This is a genomic window from Ruegeria sp. CE9, from assembly GCF_056537425.1.
The window spans coordinates 198,689-215,467 of record NZ_JBQFRO010000004.1; the positions used below are offsets into that span (position 1 = coordinate 198,689).

The 16,779-nt window shown below is 55.1% G+C and carries 17 protein-coding genes; 10 read left to right on the top strand and 7 right to left on the bottom strand.

Annotated features, from left to right (window positions below):
- Positions 1–44 precede the first annotated feature (44 nt).
- From ACR0B3_RS10310 to ACR0B3_RS10330, 5 genes are read left to right on the top strand one after another with little or no spacing between them, the layout of a single operon-like run.
- Positions 45–1,004: a cupin domain-containing protein gene (locus ACR0B3_RS10310; RefSeq protein WP_480808976.1), complete on the top strand. Its 960-nt coding sequence runs from the start codon at positions 45–47 to the stop codon at positions 1,002–1,004.
- Positions 1,001–1,603 (top strand): class I SAM-dependent methyltransferase, encoded by a 603-nt coding sequence (locus ACR0B3_RS10315; RefSeq protein WP_480808977.1) that lies wholly within the window; start codon positions 1,001–1,003, stop codon positions 1,601–1,603. Before ACR0B3_RS10310 ends, ACR0B3_RS10315 begins: the two co-directional genes overlap by 4 nt.
- Positions 1,604–1,612: 9 nt before the next feature.
- Positions 1,613–2,737 (top strand): cobalamin-independent methionine synthase II family protein, encoded by a 1,125-nt coding sequence (locus ACR0B3_RS10320; RefSeq protein WP_480808978.1) that lies wholly within the window; start codon positions 1,613–1,615, stop codon positions 2,735–2,737.
- A complete protein-coding gene (locus ACR0B3_RS10325) occupies positions 2,734–3,429 on the top strand; it encodes an alpha/beta fold hydrolase (RefSeq protein WP_480808979.1) in 696 nt (231 codons plus the stop codon). Before ACR0B3_RS10320 ends, ACR0B3_RS10325 begins: the two co-directional genes overlap by 4 nt.
- Positions 3,426–4,121, top strand: a complete 696-nt coding sequence (locus ACR0B3_RS10330; protein WP_480808980.1) for an RraA family protein — start codon at positions 3,426–3,428, stop codon at positions 4,119–4,121. The genes ACR0B3_RS10325 and ACR0B3_RS10330 overlap by 4 nt, the downstream gene beginning before the upstream one ends.
- A gap of 85 nt (positions 4,122–4,206) precedes the next feature.
- Here ACR0B3_RS10330 and ACR0B3_RS10335 read toward each other — a convergent pair whose 3' ends face one another.
- Positions 4,207–4,920 carry a response regulator gene (locus ACR0B3_RS10335; RefSeq protein WP_480808981.1) on the bottom strand — a complete coding sequence of 238 codons (714 nt, stop codon included), beginning with the start codon at positions 4,918–4,920 and terminating at the stop codon, positions 4,207–4,209.
- Complete coding sequence (locus ACR0B3_RS10340; RefSeq protein WP_480808982.1) at positions 4,913–7,144, bottom strand: ATP-binding protein; 2,232 nt, start codon at positions 7,142–7,144, stop codon at positions 4,913–4,915. Before ACR0B3_RS10340 ends, ACR0B3_RS10335 begins: the two co-directional genes overlap by 8 nt.
- Positions 7,145–7,404: 260 nt before the next feature.
- On the opposite strand from ACR0B3_RS10340, the gene ACR0B3_RS10345 reads away from it, so the two are divergent.
- From ACR0B3_RS10345 to ACR0B3_RS10360, 4 genes are all read left to right on the top strand, one after another.
- On the top strand, positions 7,405–8,244 hold the full coding sequence (locus ACR0B3_RS10345; protein ID WP_480808983.1) for an alpha/beta fold hydrolase: 840 nt from the start codon (positions 7,405–7,407) through the stop codon (positions 8,242–8,244).
- A 78-nt stretch (positions 8,245–8,322) separates the two neighbouring features.
- The gene (locus tag ACR0B3_RS10350) at positions 8,323–9,153 is read left to right on the top strand and encodes a class I SAM-dependent methyltransferase (protein ID WP_480808984.1); all 831 of its coding nucleotides are present in this window, start codon (positions 8,323–8,325) and stop codon (positions 9,151–9,153) included.
- Positions 9,154–9,270: 117 nt separating this feature from the next.
- Positions 9,271–9,630, top strand: coding sequence for a group I truncated hemoglobin (locus ACR0B3_RS10355; RefSeq protein ID WP_170723931.1), 360 nt, complete (start codon positions 9,271–9,273; stop codon positions 9,628–9,630).
- Positions 9,631–9,633: 3 nt separating this feature from the next.
- The gene (locus tag ACR0B3_RS10360; protein WP_170686315.1) at positions 9,634–10,656 is read left to right on the top strand and encodes an adenylate/guanylate cyclase domain-containing protein; all 1,023 of its coding nucleotides are present in this window, start codon (positions 9,634–9,636) and stop codon (positions 10,654–10,656) included.
- Positions 10,657–10,737: 81 nt separating this feature from the next.
- On the opposite strand, the gene ACR0B3_RS10365 is transcribed toward ACR0B3_RS10360, so the two are convergent.
- From ACR0B3_RS10365 to ACR0B3_RS10375, 3 genes are all read right to left on the bottom strand, one after another.
- Positions 10,738–12,369, bottom strand: coding sequence for an FAD-binding oxidoreductase (locus tag ACR0B3_RS10365; RefSeq protein ID WP_480808985.1), 1,632 nt, complete (start codon positions 12,367–12,369; stop codon positions 10,738–10,740).
- A gap of 29 nt (positions 12,370–12,398) precedes the next feature.
- Positions 12,399–12,875: a nuclear transport factor 2 family protein gene (locus ACR0B3_RS10370; protein ID WP_480808986.1), complete on the bottom strand. Its 477-nt coding sequence runs from the start codon at positions 12,873–12,875 to the stop codon at positions 12,399–12,401.
- Between the two features lie 81 nt (positions 12,876–12,956).
- Entirely contained in the window at positions 12,957–13,577 is a 621-nt protein-coding gene (locus tag ACR0B3_RS10375) for a glutathione S-transferase family protein (RefSeq protein ID WP_480808987.1), read from the bottom strand.
- A gap of 115 nt (positions 13,578–13,692) precedes the next feature.
- Between ACR0B3_RS10375 and ACR0B3_RS10380 the strand changes: the two genes are divergently transcribed.
- The gene (locus ACR0B3_RS10380) at positions 13,693–14,592 is read left to right on the top strand and encodes a LysR family transcriptional regulator (RefSeq protein ID WP_480808988.1); all 900 of its coding nucleotides are present in this window, start codon (positions 13,693–13,695) and stop codon (positions 14,590–14,592) included.
- Positions 14,593–14,599: 7 nt separating this feature from the next.
- Here the strand turns inward: ACR0B3_RS10380 and ACR0B3_RS10385 are convergent, their stop codons facing one another.
- Both ACR0B3_RS10385 and ACR0B3_RS10390 read right to left on the bottom strand, forming a co-directional pair.
- On the bottom strand, positions 14,600–15,703 hold the full coding sequence (locus ACR0B3_RS10385; RefSeq protein ID WP_480808989.1) for a Gfo/Idh/MocA family protein: 1,104 nt from the start codon (positions 15,701–15,703) through the stop codon (positions 14,600–14,602).
- Positions 15,700–16,776, bottom strand: a complete 1,077-nt coding sequence (locus ACR0B3_RS10390; protein WP_480808990.1) for a Gfo/Idh/MocA family protein — start codon at positions 16,774–16,776, stop codon at positions 15,700–15,702. Before ACR0B3_RS10390 ends, ACR0B3_RS10385 begins: the two co-directional genes overlap by 4 nt.
- Positions 16,777–16,779: the final 3 nt, after the last annotated feature.

The following is a 16,779-nucleotide window of genomic DNA, read 5'->3' on the forward strand; positions in this document are numbered from 1 at the left end:
TAGGTCAATTCCTTATCGCATGCACCAAATCAATGGAGAGATTTATGAGCACTATCCAACAACGCATCGTCCGCTACGGTGAGCTTAAGCCCTGTAAAACCGCGTTTATCGACGCCCACACACCGGGCAGCGATCAGAAAGAGAACTTTACCATCGTCGGTGGTGGCGTGTCGGAATCACCCGACCAACACGTGCACATCACTGACAAGATCGGCTTTAACATCGGCGCGGCGGGTCAGCCTCCGAAATGCCGCAACTCACTGCACAGCCACACAACTGCCGAGGTCTTCTTTGTCGCCAAGGGCCGCTGGCGGTTCTTCTGGGGCCGTTATGGCACAGCAGGTGAGTTCATCGCTGAAGAGGGTGATATCTTTAATATCCCGACCGGTATCTTCCGGGGTTTCGAGAATGTTGGTCAGGACTACGGCATGATCATGTCGATCCTTGGCGGAGATGACGCAGGCGGCGGCGTGACCTGGGCACCGCAGGTGATCGAGGACGCGCAGGCGCATGGTCTGATGCTGGGTGACAATGGCGTTCTTTATGATTCCAAAAAAGGTCAGGAACTGCCACATAACGTGCGCCCTATGCCGCTGCTGACTGAAGAGCAGTTGAAAGACTACCCTGAGGTTCCGGTTGAGGATGTGGTGGGCAAGTACGTCGCACGTTACTGGGACCTGATGGCTCTGTCAGCCAACAAACCGGCCGTGGTGATCGGCGAAACTGGCATGATCAAAGACAAACCGGGGTTTGAGGTCGACTTTCTCGGGCGCGGCTCGAGCGTGACCGAGGCGGTCAAGGCCGAAAAGCCGGTGGTTCTGATGCCCGCCAGCGGTCATTGGCTAGTGTCGGTCGACGGGTTTGAGACTACCCTGTCCAATGGCGATACGGCCGTGGTTATGCCGGGTGAATCCTACAGTGTCCAACCTTCGATGACAGGACAGGCAGGTCTATACCGGATCACTGCAACCGATGATCCTGCCGGGGCAACCTGGACAGGATGAGCGCAGGTCCTGACGATACGCACGGTGTCTATGAGCGGCAGGCGTCAGAGTATGACAAACGTCGCTCGAAGGCTTTGTTCGAAGCGCGCTGGTTGGCGCGCTTTACCGCCAGCCTTACACCGGGTGACCACGTGCTGGACCTTGGATGTGGCACGGGCGATCCGATCGCCCGCTGGTTCATGGCCGAGGGTTTTACTGTCACCGGTGTCGATTTTTCGGAAGCGATGCTAAAGATCGCGCGCGACCGTTGGCCGGACGGGGATTGGCGCAAAGTGGATATGCGGGAATTTGAACTGGATCAGCAATTCGACGGGATCATTGCCTGGAACAGTTTCTTCCATCTGACGGCAGATGAACAACAGGTCTGTATCGCACGGATGGCGCGTCATCTGCGGCCCGGTGGTATGCTGATGCTGACTGTTGGTCCTCGCGCCGGTGAGGTTACCGGCACTGTTGGCACAGAGCCTGTTTATCACGCCTCGTTGTCCCCTGCTGGCTATGCCATGTGTCTGGAAGAAAACGGGCTGCATATGACTGGCTTTCTGGCCGAAGACCCTGAAACACAAAGCCATACGATCCTGATGGCAAGAAAGAACTAAGGTACCCTTATGACCATAAAAACCACACATGTTGGGTCTCTTCCCAGAACGCAAGAGGTCGTGGATTTCATCTTTGCCCGCGAAAACGAAGAAGCCTTCGACGCCGACGCATTTGATGCTTGTATGGCCGATGCCGTCACTGAAACCGTCCGCAAACAAGCCGAGGCCGGGGTCGATATCGTGAGCGATGGCGAGACCTCAAAGATCTCATATGCGACTTACGTCAAGGACCGCTATACCGGATTCTCGGGTGATAGCCCACGCAACGCACCTGCGGACCTGAAGATGTTTCCCGGTTTCTTGCAGCGGCTGGCAGACGATGGTGGCACACCCCAATATGCCCGCCCAATGTGTACCGGCGAGGTCCGCTCGAAAGGGCAAGGTGAGCTGGAGAAGGATATCGCCAACCTCAAAGCAGCTATGGCACAGCATGGGGTTGAACGCGGCTTTATGAATGCCGCATCGCCCGGCGTGATCTCTCTGTTTCTGCAGAATGATTTTTACCCCACGCGCGAGGCTTATCTGGCCGCCTTGGCCGATGCGATGAAAGAGGAATACGAAACAATCGTAGCCACCGGGCTGGATCTCCAGCTTGATTGCCCGGATTTGGCTCTCTCACGCCATATGCTGTTTACCGATCTGTCTGATGATGAATTCCTCAAGATCGCCGACATGCATGTCGAGGCCCTGAACCATGCGCTACAGAACGTCCCGCAGGATCGGGTCCGGGTACATATCTGCTGGGGTAACTACGAAGGCCCACATTGCTGCGATATCGCGATGGACAAAGTGTTCAGCACCCTGATGGCGACCAAGTCGCGCTATGTTTTGTTCGAGACCTCAAACCCTCGCCATGCCCATGAATGGACCGTGTTTCGAGACCGCAAGGCCGAAATACCTGATGACAAAGTATTGGTGCCCGGCGTGGTCGATACCACTACCAATTTCGTCGAGCACCCTGAACTGGTGGCGCAGCGGATTGAACGGTTTGCCGGGATTGTGGGCGCCGATCGCGTGATTGCAGGCAGCGATTGCGGGTTTGGTACCTTTGCGGGCTTCGGTGCGGTCGATCCGCAGATTGCCTACGCCAAACTGGCAAGCTTGTCCGAAGGGGCAAAACTGGCATCGGCATGACACCCCTCATCCTTCTGCCCGGCATGATGTGCGATGCGCGGCTGTTTGGCCCCCAGATAAACGCGCTGTCAAACAGCCGACCTTTGATGACCTTTCCGCTAAGCCAGCATGACAGCGTTGAGGCAATGGCTGACGACATCCTGCGAAATGCCCCGCCATCGTTCGCTATCGCGGGTCTGTCGATGGGCGGTATCATCGCCATGGAGGTGCTGCGTCAGGCGCCTGACCGAGTCTCACACCTTGCGTTGCTTGACACCAATCCGCTGGCGGAAACGCCCGAGGTAAAGGCACGCCGCCTACCCCAAATGGCCGCAGTGTGCGAGGGGCGTTTGCGGCATGTCATGCGCGACGAGATGAAGCCCAACTATCTGGCTGATGGGCCGCGGCAGGGCGCAATTCTGGACCTTTGCATGGAAATGGCGACCGATCTGGGCCCCGAGGTTTTCCTGCGCCAGTCGCAGGCCCTCATGAACCGTCCCGACCAGTGTGAAACCTTGGCGGCCTACTCTAGCAAAGCGCTAGTCTTATGCGGGCGCGACGATGGGTTGTGCCCGGTTACACGCCACGAGCTGATGCACGACCTACTATCCAACAGCACGCTCGAGATTATCGAAGGGGCGGGCCACCTGCCCACACTTGAACAACCCAATGAAACGACAGCGGCGCTGTTCCGCTGGCTGGAGGACACATGACCCCGTCCCTTTTAACCCTGCTCCGCAAAGTCGATACACCAACCGTCTGCAACGCCATCGAAGTGGCGCAAGGCAAGCGTGGGTTTGACCGGTTTACGCGCGGCACAATGCTATGCTCGGCCCCAGAAGAGCCCGCAATCGTCGGCTATGCGCGCACCGCCAAAATTGCTGCGGTCAACCCGCCGACCGAAGCCGCAGATGTCATCAAGGCCCGTCGCATGGCGTACTATAAATACATGGCCGAGGCCCCCAGCCCATCGGTCGCCGTGATCGAGGATCTGGATTTCCCCGATTGCATCGGCGCTTATTGGGGTGAGATCAACACAACGGTCCACAAAGGGTTCGGCATGTCCGGCGCATTGACCAATGGCGTCATGCGTGATCTCGGGGACGTACCCGAAGGCTTCCCCGTTGTCGCCGGTTCTGTGGGGCCAAGTCATGGTTTCGTGCATATCCGCGAGATTGACACGCCGGTTTCTTTGTTCGGCCTGACCGTCCAACCAGGCGAGCTGATCCATGCCGACCGTCACGGCGCGCTGGTGATGCCCAAAGACTTCATTGATCAACTGGAAGGCGCGATTCAAAAGCTCTTGTCGACCGAGCGGATCGTTCTGGACGCGGCCAGAAAGCCCGGCTTTGATTTCAATGCTTTCGAACAGGCGTGGACAGCGTTTGAAAAAGCACGCGTCTGACGACTGCATCTGAAGCGATTGCTGCAGCTAGCCATCAAACTGATAGAAATAGCGGTTCCCGGCCAAACCGAGTCGGGAACCACACCTATTTCGGATCATACAGGTATCCAATTCCGCGCACTGTTCTGATGATCTCGGGCTTTTCCGGGTTGCTTTCAAGTTTCCGGCGCAACCGGGAAATCCTGATATCGATGCTGCGATCAAATGGGTCCCAGGACCGATCATGCGCTTGTTCAAGAAGCTGGTCGCGATTCAACACGCGCCCTTTGTTTTCGGCAAAAACCTTGAGCAAACTGTATTCCATCGCCGTCAGCGGGACTTCGGAGCCGTCGGACGCAAGGAGTTTTGCTGCCTCCTTGTCCAGCGTGTAGTCGCCGAAACTTGCCTGATCGCCGCCAGAGCTGTCGCCTGACCCCTGATCGTTGATCGCCCCGCGGCGCAGGATTGCCTTGATCCGTGCTTCCAGTTCACGAAGGTCCACTGGTTTACCCAGATAATCATCGGCCCCCATCTCTAACCCGATGATCCGGTCAACCACATCCCCTGCTGCAGTCAGCATGATCACTGGCGTTGTGTTTTCCGGGCGCAGAGACCTGAGAATGGAAAGCCCGTCCTCTTTTGGCATATTGATGTCCATGATCATAACGTCGACCACAGTCGACGAAATGATGGACCTGAGCTCATCTCCGCCAGAAGCAGCCGAGACTTTGTAACCGCGCTTATTCAGGTATTCCTGAAGCATCTCACGCACGTCGACCTCATCGTCGCAGACCAAAATATGGGTCTGTTGATTATCCATCTGCTTGGTCCTTCTGGTCGGCGAGAAGTTTTGCGACAAGACTTCTGAGTTCGGATGGCGATACCGGCTTTTCCAGATAAGGAAGGCCAGATTCCTTGAGTAAGCCCAAAGAGCTTTCGCCCATTGTGTCGCCCGTGATGTAAGCGGTTCGTTGCAACATGCTCGGGAAGCGCGTGGTCAACGCTTCGTAGATTTTGCGCCCGTCGACACCGGGCATGTTCATGTCACTCAGAAACACGTCATAAGTGTTGGATTGCAGGCAATTCAGCGCCTCTTCGCCCGACGAGACGAAATCAACGTGAAAACCATCTCTCCTGAGAATCTCGGCATTGATCTCACCCACTTCGATCTCATCATCGACCACCAGAGCCCGGTGTGTGCTTTGTGTCACGACTGGCTCGGGCGCCTCTTCCGTTACGCCGTTTTGCGGCACAGCAACCGGCAAGGTGATACGGAAACAGGTGCCCGATTTCGCGGTCTGATCAAGCCTGATGTGCCCACCATGAGACAGAATGATCCGGTGGCAAAACGCTAGGCCGATCCCGGTTCCATCACCAACTTCTTTCGTGGTGAAAAACGGCTCGAAAATACGGGGGCGTATAGCTTTGGGAATTCCCGGCCCATTGTCTTCAACCGCGATCTCAACCAGGCCCTTGTCAATCTTGGCTTCGGCCGAGATTCGGATGTGATCGCCAATTCCAGATGACGCCATCGCCTGTTCAGCGTTGAAAATAAGGTTCAACACGACTTGCGTAAGTTGGTCAGTATCCCCCTCAACAGGCGGCAAATCATCAGGCAAATCTCGTTTGATTTGAATTTCGCCCGACGTACTTCCATACCCTGCCACATCGGCTGCTGTCTCGATCATGCCGGTCACGTCAACTTGTTCGATCTTGCTGGGTTGCTGGCGCGCCATCGCAAGGAAGGTTTTGACGATCTTCGCACAGCGCTCTGCCGCATTACCGATCTTTTCGATCCTCGTCGTTAGCTCGGGATCGGTAATCTCTTCTTTCAACATCAACGAATGACCGACAACCACAGACAAAGGGTTGTTGAGCTCATGTGCCACCCCAGCTAGCAATTCACCCAGCGCCGACATCTTTTCGTTCTGAAACAGAAGCTCGCGCTGCTTCTCCAACTCAGCTTCGATGGCCAATTCATCTGTCAGGTCACGTGTATTGGACACGATGACCTCTTCGCCGTTAAACTCGATCAACCGGGACGAATCCGCGCCCCAGAACTTACGCCCATTTGCGTCGACGAACTCCATCCGCCGATCCTTTAGCGCACCGGCTTGCCGAAGGTCCCTTAGATACCGTTCGCGTTCATTCGGGTCCGCGTAATATGATTTTGAACTCTCGGCCTCGCCAAAAAGTGCCTTTATCTCAGGCGTCGCAAACAGCACCTTGCCTGTATTAGCGTGCGTCATGTTGATGGCAGCAGGATAGGCCTCCATCACTTGCCGGATCAGGGCGTCAGCTTCTTTCTGGACCGTCAAATCGATGACGCTGGTAACGATCACCTCTTCACCTTTGTAGTCAATCAGCTGTGATGAAATCGTTGCTGGAAAAGGAGTTCCATCCGCTCTTAACAGATCAAGTTTGTAGTCGTCGACGCGACCATCGGCCAATAGCTGGGTTACAAAATCCGCCCGCTCTTCGGGATTCAGATAGTGCTGTCGTGCCGATTTGGATGGACCGAACATCTGCAACGCAGCCGGCGTACGATACAATATCTGGCCATCGCCGATCCGCGCCATCGTCACGATTGCCGAACTGGCATCCAGCACCTTGCGGATCAGAAGGTCGCCATCACGCTCTTCAACTTCGGCCTGTTTGCGTTCGGTTATGTCTTCTCGTGTTACAACGAAACCACCGAATTTGGTTGGATGCACAGAAACCAGATAGGTGCGCCCGTCCGTTTCAGTCAGTTCAAAATCCTGAATGAACTCGACCCCATTGGCCAACCTGTCTGAAACCCATTTCTGTTCATTGCCGATGGCGTCCGCGTATATCCCGCGGCGTGCCGTCTCACGCATCAGGATTTCCCAGTCCAGCCCCGGTTCCAGAAGGTCGGCAACCCCCTTGTTCATTTCGGCATATCGTTGATTGAACAGGACAAGGCGGCGGTCGTCATCATAGAGGGCGAACCCTTCTTTGAGAGACTCGATCGCATCACGAAGAAGGTTCCTCGCCTTCTCGATTTCTTCAAGATCGTTCGCCATGCCCATCGTCATCCTGAATTTTTAAGATATCATTGTTTCAATGCCATTTCAAAATCGGTGTCGTGTGTTTCAATTGTTTCAGTAAGTGCCAAATCCGCCAAGCACCGGTCTAAATTCCTGTTTGTTTTCGAACCCCATAGCGCGTTGTGTAACCTGCTTCACAGAGCAACAACTGAAACACTGGGCACCGCTTCCAGACATCACAATGAAACATAGAAAGGTCAGTTATTACCCATCTTAAATACGAGTGGGTAAGAACGATGACTATTTCTTTTAAAATTACTGAGATGACCAACGCACCTATTTTTGCGTTGCATTCTTCGGCGTCCAATAGCGGACAATGGGACCAACTGATTAATGATCTTGAAGGTCGTTTTGAGGTTCATGCTGTCGATATGCCCGGTTACGGTCGCGCACCGTTGAATGGTGACATGTCCCAAAAAGGTGCTGCAATTTCCGCAGTTGCTGTTATCCGGGAAATCGAGGCTTTCGGACGTCCAGTACATCTGGTCGGGCATTCCAACGGCGGCGGTGTTGCCATCAAGGTCGCGCTGATGCGCCCCGATCTTATCAAAAGCCTGACAGTCTACGAGCCTGCAGCGTTTCATTTCCTCAAAGACGGCAACAATGTCAGCCAAAAGCTGTTCCAGCAAATCCAACTCCTCTCGGGTGTGGTGACTGCGGCGGCAGCGGACGGCAATGCCGCCGCAGGGATGCAGCAATTTCTGGACTTCTGGAACGAAGATGGTTTCTGGGATTCACTGCCCGCGCAGGTTCAGGATCGGTTCGCTGAAATGATCCCCTCGGTCATGTCCGATTTTGCCAATGGCTTTGCTGAAAGCTGGCGCCTGAAGGATTTGTCCGAGCTCGAAATTCCGACTCTGGTGATGACCGGTTTGGAGTCGCCTGAGATCGCTCAGCACGTTTCAGTCGAGATCGCAAAAGCGATGCCAAATGCTCGGATCGCGCTTCTGCCAGAGCTTGGCCACATGGCGCCGGTTTTCCAGCCCGAGTGGGTCAACGCGCGAATTTTCGAACATGTGGCCAATGTCGAACGGCCCATCGAAGCCGTCAGCTGGCCACAGCAGCAAGCTGCGTAATCCTACCCGCATTTCGCGATGCGGCACTTCATCAAACCACTGGTGTTGAACCAGAACTACATCAAAAGGAGCAAGAACATGGGTATTCAAACATCGATCAATACCACCACAGACTTTGCCGCGATCAAAGCAAAGCAAAATGTCGCCTGGGGGTCCGGAGATTACAGCAAGGTTGGCGTGACATTGCAAATCACCGGCGAAGAACTGGCCGAGGCCATGGATATGATGCCCGGCGCCAAAGTGCTTGACGTGGCCGCCGGGAATGGCAACGCCACGCTGGCCTTCGCCCGCCGGTTTTGCGACGTCACCTCGACCGATTACGTCGAGGCTCTGCTGGATGCCAGCAGCCAACGTGCCAAAGCAGAAGGCCTTTTCGTCTCTTACAAGGTTGCCGATGCCGAGGACCTGCCGTTCGAGGATCAGTCGTTTGACGCGGTTGTCTCCACATTCGGGGTGATGTTCACGCCGAACCAACAGCAATCTGCAGCAGAACTGCAGCGTGTGGTGAAATCTGGCGGCAAGATTGGCATGGCCAACTGGACGCCAGACAGTTTCATTGGCCTGCTGTTTAAGACGATTGGCAAGCATGTGCCTCCGCCGGCTGGCGTGAGCTCTCCGGCACAGTGGGGTAGTCGGGATTGGGTAGAAGATACCTTCGGTGCTGAGTGCGATATCGTTTCGTTCCGGCGCAAAAACTTTATGTTCCGCTACCGGTCTGCTGAACACTTCCTGGATTATTTCCGGACGTTCTATGGCCCGATGCAAAAGGCCTTCGACGCACTGGATAATGCGGGGCAAGAGGCGCTGCGCAGCGATATCATGGCATTGATCGAGAAATTTGACATTTCGACCAATGACACGCTTTGCATTTCATCCGAATATGCAGAAATAACACTGCGACGTGGTTGATACCGCAACTAACCCGCTCATCGTTCTTTGACCTTGATGGCAGAGAACGATGAGAGATGCCGAGTGTAGGCGATCCACCATTTTCTTGTTATTAATTGGTTTAAGGGGGATTTTGTTATGGCTGAACGCACACTTTACGAAAAATACGGTGGGTTTTCACAGATCAGCAAGATCGTGTTCTCATTCTATGACATCCTTCTGGACAATGATGAGGTTGGCCCTTTCTTCGACGACGTGGACATGAGCCGCATGGTCGATCATCAGACCAAATTCATTGCCTCGTTGCTGGGTGGACCCGCCTCCTACACAGACAATCAGCTGCGCCAGCTACACTCGCATCTCACAATCACAGATGACCATTTCGACGAGTTGGAAGTAGTACTCCGCGATGCGCTGGAGAAACACAGCGTGGATGCCGAGGATATTGATGTCGTCGTCGCGGAATTCAGCAAACGCCGTCCCCTGATTGTTAGGTAAACCATGACCATCGAAGCCATTAATGAACAGCTCCTTCGTGCAATTGGCGTGGGCGTTGCCCTTCTGGATCGCCAGTCGCTAAAATTCGGGTTTCGCAATGACACCTTTGATGAATGGTTCAGCGCTGATGGCCCTGCGGATCAATTGCAGCAGCTTTTCCCCGATCTCGAAATCGATACTGTTCAGACAAGCCTATCCAGCACAGGCAGACACACATCCGAAATCACATTCAAAAAGAAACGCCGAACGCTGGTGATCGCACTCGATTTCACGGTCGCGCATGATGATGTGCTTGTACTGGTGTGCCAGAACATCACCCGCATCAAAGAGCTGGAGTCCATGATCGATTCATATTCGATGATGGTCGAGCGGAACACACGCGAGCTAAAGCGGGAGAAAGAGCAAGTTGAAAAACTGCTGCTCAACCTGATGCCGCGATCTGTGTACGAAGAGTACAAGACATTTGGCGTCGTCACACCTCAGCTCTATGATCCGGTCTCCGTCCTGATGCTGGATTTCGTCGGTTTTACCGAGATGGTTGCCTCGCAAGATCCAAGCGTCACCGTCACCGAGTTGAATGACATCTACAGCGCGTTTGATCGCATTGGTGAGCAATTCGGCTGCGAACGCATCAAGACCATCGGTGATGCCTACATCACGGTTGCAGGTCTACCCGATCCGACGCCGGATCACGCCAAATCGATTGCGAATACAGCCATTCGCTTCGTGCGCTATCTGAACCGCCGCAACCTGAGCCATCCGCATCAGTGGCGTTGCAGAATTGGATTGGCCACCGGGTCTGTTGTCGGATCAGTCGTGGGCATCCAGAAATACGTTTACGATATCTTCGGACCGGCAGTGAACTTGGCGTCAAGGCTTCAGGAATTCTCTGATCCGATGAACATCACGGTCCAAGACGAAGTTGCGCAGGTTCTCAAGGATCAGTTTGACCTTGAGCACGTCGGCCCACGCGAGATTCGAGGATTTGGTGAACAAGAGGTTTGGAGTCTGACCGACAAGAGCTAGAGCGACCGGCCCTGCTCACTTAGATCGCCCGAAACAGTCCGCCTCAAAAGCCATGCTCGTCAGGGAATAAACCGTTCCTTGTCATGCTGTTGCGCCGAAGGTTTCAAAAGCTATTCGGTCTCTGCTGATCCCAGCCGTTTCCAATCCTGTTGCCAATTCGGTCAAAAAGCCTGATGGGCCGCACAACAAATAATGGACCCTGACACCGGCGTTCAAACCCAACAGATATTCCGCCGAAATCCGGCCTTCAACGTCGAAGTCCTGCCCAGCAATATCACTGTCATCAGGCCGACTGAAAAAGACCCGTTTCATTACATTCGAACTGGCTGCGATCAGTCCACTAACCTCATCGCTCAAGACATGATGGCGTCCATTGCGGGTTCCATGAACAAACCAAACCGGGCGATCAGGATCGTGATCCGCAATCTGGTGGAGCATCGCAAGCATCGGAGTAAGACCAACACCTGCGCTGACAAGAACTAATGGTTCATCCCCAGCGGGGACCACGAAATCACCTGCAGGCGGCTTGGCCTCAATTACATCCCCAACTTTGATCTGATCGTGCAGATAGCGCGACGCGAGACCACGGGCTTCGCGCTTTACAGTGATCCGATAGTGATCCGCGCCTGACTTCCCAGACAATGAATATGTCCGCCTCACTTTCGTGGCCTGCGCGGGAATATCAAGCGCGATTGGCAAATGCTGGCCTGCCTTGAATGATGCCAGCGCGTTGCCCTGGAACGGGGCCAGGAGAAACGATGTAATACCTTCGGCTTCTACAACTTTCTTGGCGACGACCAACCTGGTCGATGGCGTCGGATCGGTTGACCATCTGAGTGAAAGCGCCTCGTTCCGCTCGACCACGGCGTCGATTTCGACGTCGATCACACGAAAAATGTTTGGATCACGGGCCTCTGGCGGTGTCCAATCAATCTTGGCGCGCCCGGTCAGGTGCAACAGCCCTCCGGTTGCGAAATCGATGAAAAGAAGCCCGATGCGCGGATCTTCGATGATGTTACCGATCGTATTGAAAAAATTGTTGCCCGAATAATCAGGTATGCGCAGCCTGGATGGGCTCATGACACGAACAAACCCCGCCTCGCCCCCCCGATGCGAGGCATCATATCCATTCGATGCGGCCCCTTTCGCCCCATGTCGACCGGACCCGACAAACATCGTATCCGCCGCGCTGATGCGCGCGATCTGCTCCGGGCTCAGACGGTCAGACACCACCGGTTGAGCTTGAGGTATATGACTGACCCGCCACCAATCCCGTTCGCTGATGTGTTGCGGGCAGTTCCCGAATGATTGCTGAATGTCGATAGAGATTCCGCTTTCCGTTCGCCGCGCTCTGCCGTTCAGGCGATTGCGGCGCCGGGTTGCCAGCTCGATCCCGATGACGCCGATATCAGCGTCTTCGTCAAAGGTCTGCGCCAACGGGTCAGTGGGATCGATCTTGGTGTCCAGGGTCAGTCGACGCGGATCGGGGGACTGAATGAAGCCATCAGCCCCTTCAAGTATTGTCGTCCACACCCGACCGTCCGCGTCGCTGGAGGACACAACCAAAAATGGCTGATCCTGATAGAATTGGCGATGCTGATCGGGCATGAAATCGCGAATGAAGGGGGCAATCTTGGCAGCAACTTCCCCTACACCGGCGCGGTGCTGCGCGGCAAGTTCACCTGAATGGAATGGGTTATCTCGGGTCGACATCGCCCTGCCCTCTCTAAATTTCTAAAACGTCACAGATCAAGATCGCTGAGACCTGGGTGATCGTCCGGGCGCCGACCCAAGGGCCAGCGGAACTTTCGTTCGTTTTCGGTGATCGGGTGTTCGTTGATGCTGGCAAAGCGATAGGCCATATACCCTTGTGCATCGAACTCCCAATTCTCGTTGCCATAGGCCCGGAACCAGTTGCTGCTATCGTCGTGATATTCATAGGCGTAACGCACCGCGATCCGGTTGCCTTCGAAGGCCCACAATTCTTTGATCAGGCGATAATCCAACTCTTTGGCCCATTTGCGGGTCAGAAACGCCTGAATCTCGGCACGCCCCTTGGGGAACTCGGCCCGATTACGCCACTGACTGTCCGGTGTGTAGGCCAGCGTGACCTTGGCTGGATCACGGCTGTTCCAGCCATCTTCGGCCAGTCTGACCTTCTGGATGGCTGTCTCACGCGTGAATGAAGGAACGGGATGCCGAGGCGCTTCGGATGTCATGGGGGGCCTCCTAACGGCCTAAGAACGATGGAGAGTGGAGAGCTTGGAGGCCGGGAAAGCCGACCTCCGGTCAATATGGCGCTAGGCGACCAGACCAGCGGCAGTGGCGGGCATCGGTTCGAACCCATCCAATGCCTCGAAGCGAGCAATCCAGGCGCGCACATTGGGATATGGATCAAGCGAAACATTCCCTTCGGGCGCATGTGCCGTATAGGAATAGGCCGCAACATCCGCGATGGTCGGACGCTCACCTACAAGCCATTCGCGCCCCTCCAGCCCCATCTCAAGCTTCTGCATGGCCTTGGCCGCAGTCGCTGCCGTAAATTCAGGGCTCAGAGGTGCACCAAATACTGTGATAAGCCGCGCCGCCGCTGAGCCAAACGCAATTTCCCCTGCGGCGAGGGTCAGCCACCGCTGAATCTCGGCTTCACCAACCGGATCATTGGCGATCCAATCCGGCGCGTATTTCCGCGCGAGATAAACAAGAATGGCGTTCGAATCCGATACAACGACATCACCGTCTTCCAGAACGGGCACCTGCCCATTTGGGTTCATTGCCAGAAACTCGGGCGTTTTATGCGCTCCGGCAGCCAGATCGACAAAGATGGGCTCATGCGCGATCCCGGCGAGCTTGGCAAAAACCAAGGCACGATGGGCATGGCCGGATTTTGGGAAGTGGTGGATACGAACTGCGGTGGACATTGTTGAGCTCCTGTCATTTTCGAACTGCGATCTGCCGCCACAGATATCGCTTGCCAACATAGATGATAATTGCCACTTTTGGCGGATCATTAAGCCCTGAAAGGGCGTAATTGCCATGGATAAAATTGACCGCATGCGCGCCTTTGCGCTGGTTGCAAAACACGCTTCGTTCACCCTGGCTGCCCGGCGGCTGGGTCGGTCAGCACGCCTGATCAGCAAATATGTCGCCGATCTAGAGGACTCGTTGGGCGTTCAACTACTAAACCGCACGACGCGCAGCGTGTCCCTGACAGACGCAGGCGCCACCTATCTGGCGATGTGCGAACCACTTCTCGACGGGTTTGATGAACTGGAAGAGACGGTTAAAAACGCGCAAAAATCATTGCGCGGTGTCATCCGAATATCCGCTCCAACTGGATTTGGGTCGGTGCGGCTGGCCCCATCCCTTGCTGCCTTCGCAACGAAACACCCAGAGGTCGAGATCGACCTCAACCTGTCGGACCGGCGTGTATCGATTATTGACGAGGGTCTGGACCTTGCGATCCGAATCGGCCCGATGCGCGATAGCTCGCTCAAAGTTCGCCAATTCGGTCCGATGCCTTTGGCTATCTGTGCTTCACCTGCCTATTTGGCGCGTGCAGGTACACCCGAACACCCGAGTGCCTTAGCAACGCATGAGTGCATTTTGGACGGCAACGCCACTGAGCCGACGATCTGGCGTTTCAACATCGAGGGCAAGGAATTGGCGGTTCCGGTAAACGGGCGGCTTCAGGGAAACGCACCTGCAGCATCGGCTCGTCTTGCGGCGGCCGGAGTGGCGATAGCCAGATGTCCCGCTTATACCGTCGCTGATGCTCTGAAATCAGGAGAATTGGTCGAGCTTTTCGCCGAGCACCGCGTCACCCCCTACGTCGTAGCCGCGCTGTTTCCCCAGAACCGTCGACTGACCACACGGGTGCGCGCGCTTATTGATCATCTGGCGGGAGATGATCTGATCTGCTCCGCTGGCGCATGACCTGAGCTTATGCCTGAGTATCAACCGCTGCCGGTTGTCCACAGCGCTGTGATTTGAGCGCGGTAAAGGTAAGCGCCAAAGATTGCAGGTTTTTCCTTGCCGAATTGTCGGGTGAGCGATCTTCTTCGATGGCGCAGAGCAATTCACCCATTGCACCCTGAAATCCATCGTTGAACCACTTTCCTTGGAGCGCGGGCCGGGCAACTCCGTTTGCGGTTGTCAGAGTAATGGTTTGCTGCCCCAAGTCGGGTCCTTGAGAAACTATACTTCCGTCGGTTCCGGAAATATATGTAGTATCCATTGGCCCATGTTTCGTGCTGCCGTCAAAGACAAGGCTTGCCTGCCCGCCGTCCAGTTGAACCATGGCTTGCGCCAAGAGTGGCACCTTGTTGGATTGGTCCAAGGCATGCGATGCGCTTGCGAAAACCGATTTCGTCCGCTTGCCGGCGATCGACGAAACAAAATCAAACCAATGAATCCCAAAGTCGTAAAGTATCAAATCTTCGATTTCATCGAAAGGTGTTCCTGCCGTCCAACCATGATCCCAATGAATGGCCGTATGGATGGTTTGAACCTTTCCAACATGGCCTGCACGACAAGCTTCACGCATCCATGCCATGTGAGGAGACCACCGCCCATTTTGGTTAACGGCGAGCTTTACACCTTGGGAATCCGCCAATTCGACCAATGCTCGCCCGGTTTCCAGATCGGACACGAATGGCTTCTGGCTGAGCACATGCTTTCCAGCCTTCAACGCAGCTTTGATTATGGGCACACGAATTTCGGTTGGCAGAGTAATGTCCACTACGTCGATCTCGGGATCATCCAGTAGGTCCTGAAATTCTTCTTCGATGCGAGCGTCAGGATAGAATTCAGCGGCCTTCTCTTCGGCCTTCGTACGGCTGCGATTCCACAGCGCCGCAACCTCCCATCCGGCAGTGCGGTAGGCATCAAGATGACTGTTAGAAATCCCGCCAGTTCCTATCATCCCGATGCGTGGCCGATAGGTCGTTGGGTTTGGGGGAAAATAGTCGACATCTGGAGCAGGAATTTCAGCCAGTTCTTTCGACTTCAATGCATAGGTGTCGGTATCGGCGGCGTCCTCACTCATGGCAACAGCTCCAGAGTGCGTTTCTGAGCGGATGACCGAACCGCCGTATCGACGATCCTCTGAGCCGTTAAGCATAATTGCGGATGCAGCGGGCCAGCCACCGGCTCACCACGTTCGATACATCCCAATACATACTCGATCGTATTGGTCTGACCCTTTGGCAGCGGATCAGCAGGAATCTCGTGCCGCTCGGGCCGCGCCCGTGTCTGGACAGTGATGTGGTCAGCGTAGTCGGGTGAAGCGATCGTTCCGTCTGTCCCGACGAATACAAAGCCGCAGGTGGGTTGTGGTTGCGTGGTCCAGGGATCAGTGAAAGTTCCCCAGCGGGTCTCCATCTTCGACAATCCGCGCGCATAGCGACACACGGCGATGGCATGTTGATCAACTTCGATGCCCTGAGTTTCATCAACCGTACAGGTCACCTCGATCGGGGCTTCGCCATTCATGTACCAGGTTCCCAGAGTCGCCCCGTACCCCAGGTAGTCCAGCAGCGAGCCGCCCCCCGAAGATTTCTTGTACCACCAAGAAGTTGGTTTTTGTTGTTCAACCTCTTCAGGGCTGACCTCAACCTTGTCGGCCAGATGGAACAATGGCCCCCGGTTGCCGTCGTAGAAATGAACCTCTCGCAGTTCCCCGATCATTCCTTCGTCGATCAAACGCTTGGCTGTGACATGGCTTTCCACCCATCGCAGCGGCCAGTTGATGATCAGTTGCCTGCCCGTCCCTTCCATGGCCGCTATCATGCGGCGGGCCTCATCCGCCGACGCCGCGAATGGTTTCTCGACGAAGACATGCAGGTTATGAGCTGCCAGCTTTTCAGTGTAGTCGGCGTGGGACGCGGTGGCGACGCAGAGTATGGCCATGTCGTACGGTCCGGCTGCCATGCAGGCATCAAAACCGGTGAACACGCGGTCGCTTGATATGTCAAATGTCTCGATTGCCGATGCCATCTTGGACATGTCTGGATCAAATATCCCGGCAATCTCGGCGTCGGGATGGTCGTGCACCATGCGAAGCAGGTCGCCCATGTGCATGTGATCAAAGCTTATTCCAACAATTCGAAACCTGGACATGGG

Excerpts from the sequence above, each read along its gene's own strand:
- ACR0B3_RS10310 (WP_480808976.1), top strand. The coding sequence starts at position 45 with ATGAGCACTATCCAACAACGCATCGTCCGCTACGGTGAGCTTAAGCCC.
- ACR0B3_RS10315 (WP_480808977.1), top strand. The coding sequence starts at position 1,001 with ATGAGCGCAGGTCCTGACGATACGCACGGTGTCTATGAGCGGCAGGCG.
- ACR0B3_RS10320 (WP_480808978.1), top strand. The coding sequence starts at position 1,613 with ATGACCATAAAAACCACACATGTTGGGTCTCTTCCCAGAACGCAAGAG.
- ACR0B3_RS10325 (WP_480808979.1), top strand. The coding sequence starts at position 2,734 with ATGACACCCCTCATCCTTCTGCCCGGCATGATGTGCGATGCGCGGCTG.
- ACR0B3_RS10330 (WP_480808980.1), top strand. The coding sequence starts at position 3,426 with ATGACCCCGTCCCTTTTAACCCTGCTCCGCAAAGTCGATACACCAACC.
- ACR0B3_RS10335 (WP_480808981.1), bottom strand. The coding sequence starts at position 4,920 with ATGGATAATCAACAGACCCATATTTTGGTCTGCGACGATGAGGTCGAC.
- ACR0B3_RS10340 (WP_480808982.1), bottom strand. The coding sequence starts at position 7,144 with ATGGCGAACGATCTTGAAGAAATCGAGAAGGCGAGGAACCTTCTTCGT.
- ACR0B3_RS10345 (WP_480808983.1), top strand. The coding sequence starts at position 7,405 with ATGACTATTTCTTTTAAAATTACTGAGATGACCAACGCACCTATTTTT.
- ACR0B3_RS10350 (WP_480808984.1), top strand. The coding sequence starts at position 8,323 with ATGGGTATTCAAACATCGATCAATACCACCACAGACTTTGCCGCGATC.
- ACR0B3_RS10355 (WP_170723931.1), top strand. The coding sequence starts at position 9,271 with ATGGCTGAACGCACACTTTACGAAAAATACGGTGGGTTTTCACAGATC.
- ACR0B3_RS10360 (WP_170686315.1), top strand. The coding sequence starts at position 9,634 with ATGACCATCGAAGCCATTAATGAACAGCTCCTTCGTGCAATTGGCGTG.
- ACR0B3_RS10365 (WP_480808985.1), bottom strand. The coding sequence starts at position 12,369 with ATGTCGACCCGAGATAACCCATTCCATTCAGGTGAACTTGCCGCGCAG.
- ACR0B3_RS10370 (WP_480808986.1), bottom strand. The coding sequence starts at position 12,875 with ATGACATCCGAAGCGCCTCGGCATCCCGTTCCTTCATTCACGCGTGAG.
- ACR0B3_RS10375 (WP_480808987.1), bottom strand. The coding sequence starts at position 13,577 with ATGTCCACCGCAGTTCGTATCCACCACTTCCCAAAATCCGGCCATGCC.
- ACR0B3_RS10380 (WP_480808988.1), top strand. The coding sequence starts at position 13,693 with ATGGATAAAATTGACCGCATGCGCGCCTTTGCGCTGGTTGCAAAACAC.
- ACR0B3_RS10385 (WP_480808989.1), bottom strand. The coding sequence starts at position 15,703 with ATGAGTGAGGACGCCGCCGATACCGACACCTATGCATTGAAGTCGAAA.
- ACR0B3_RS10390 (WP_480808990.1), bottom strand. The coding sequence starts at position 16,776 with ATGTCCAGGTTTCGAATTGTTGGAATAAGCTTTGATCACATGCACATG.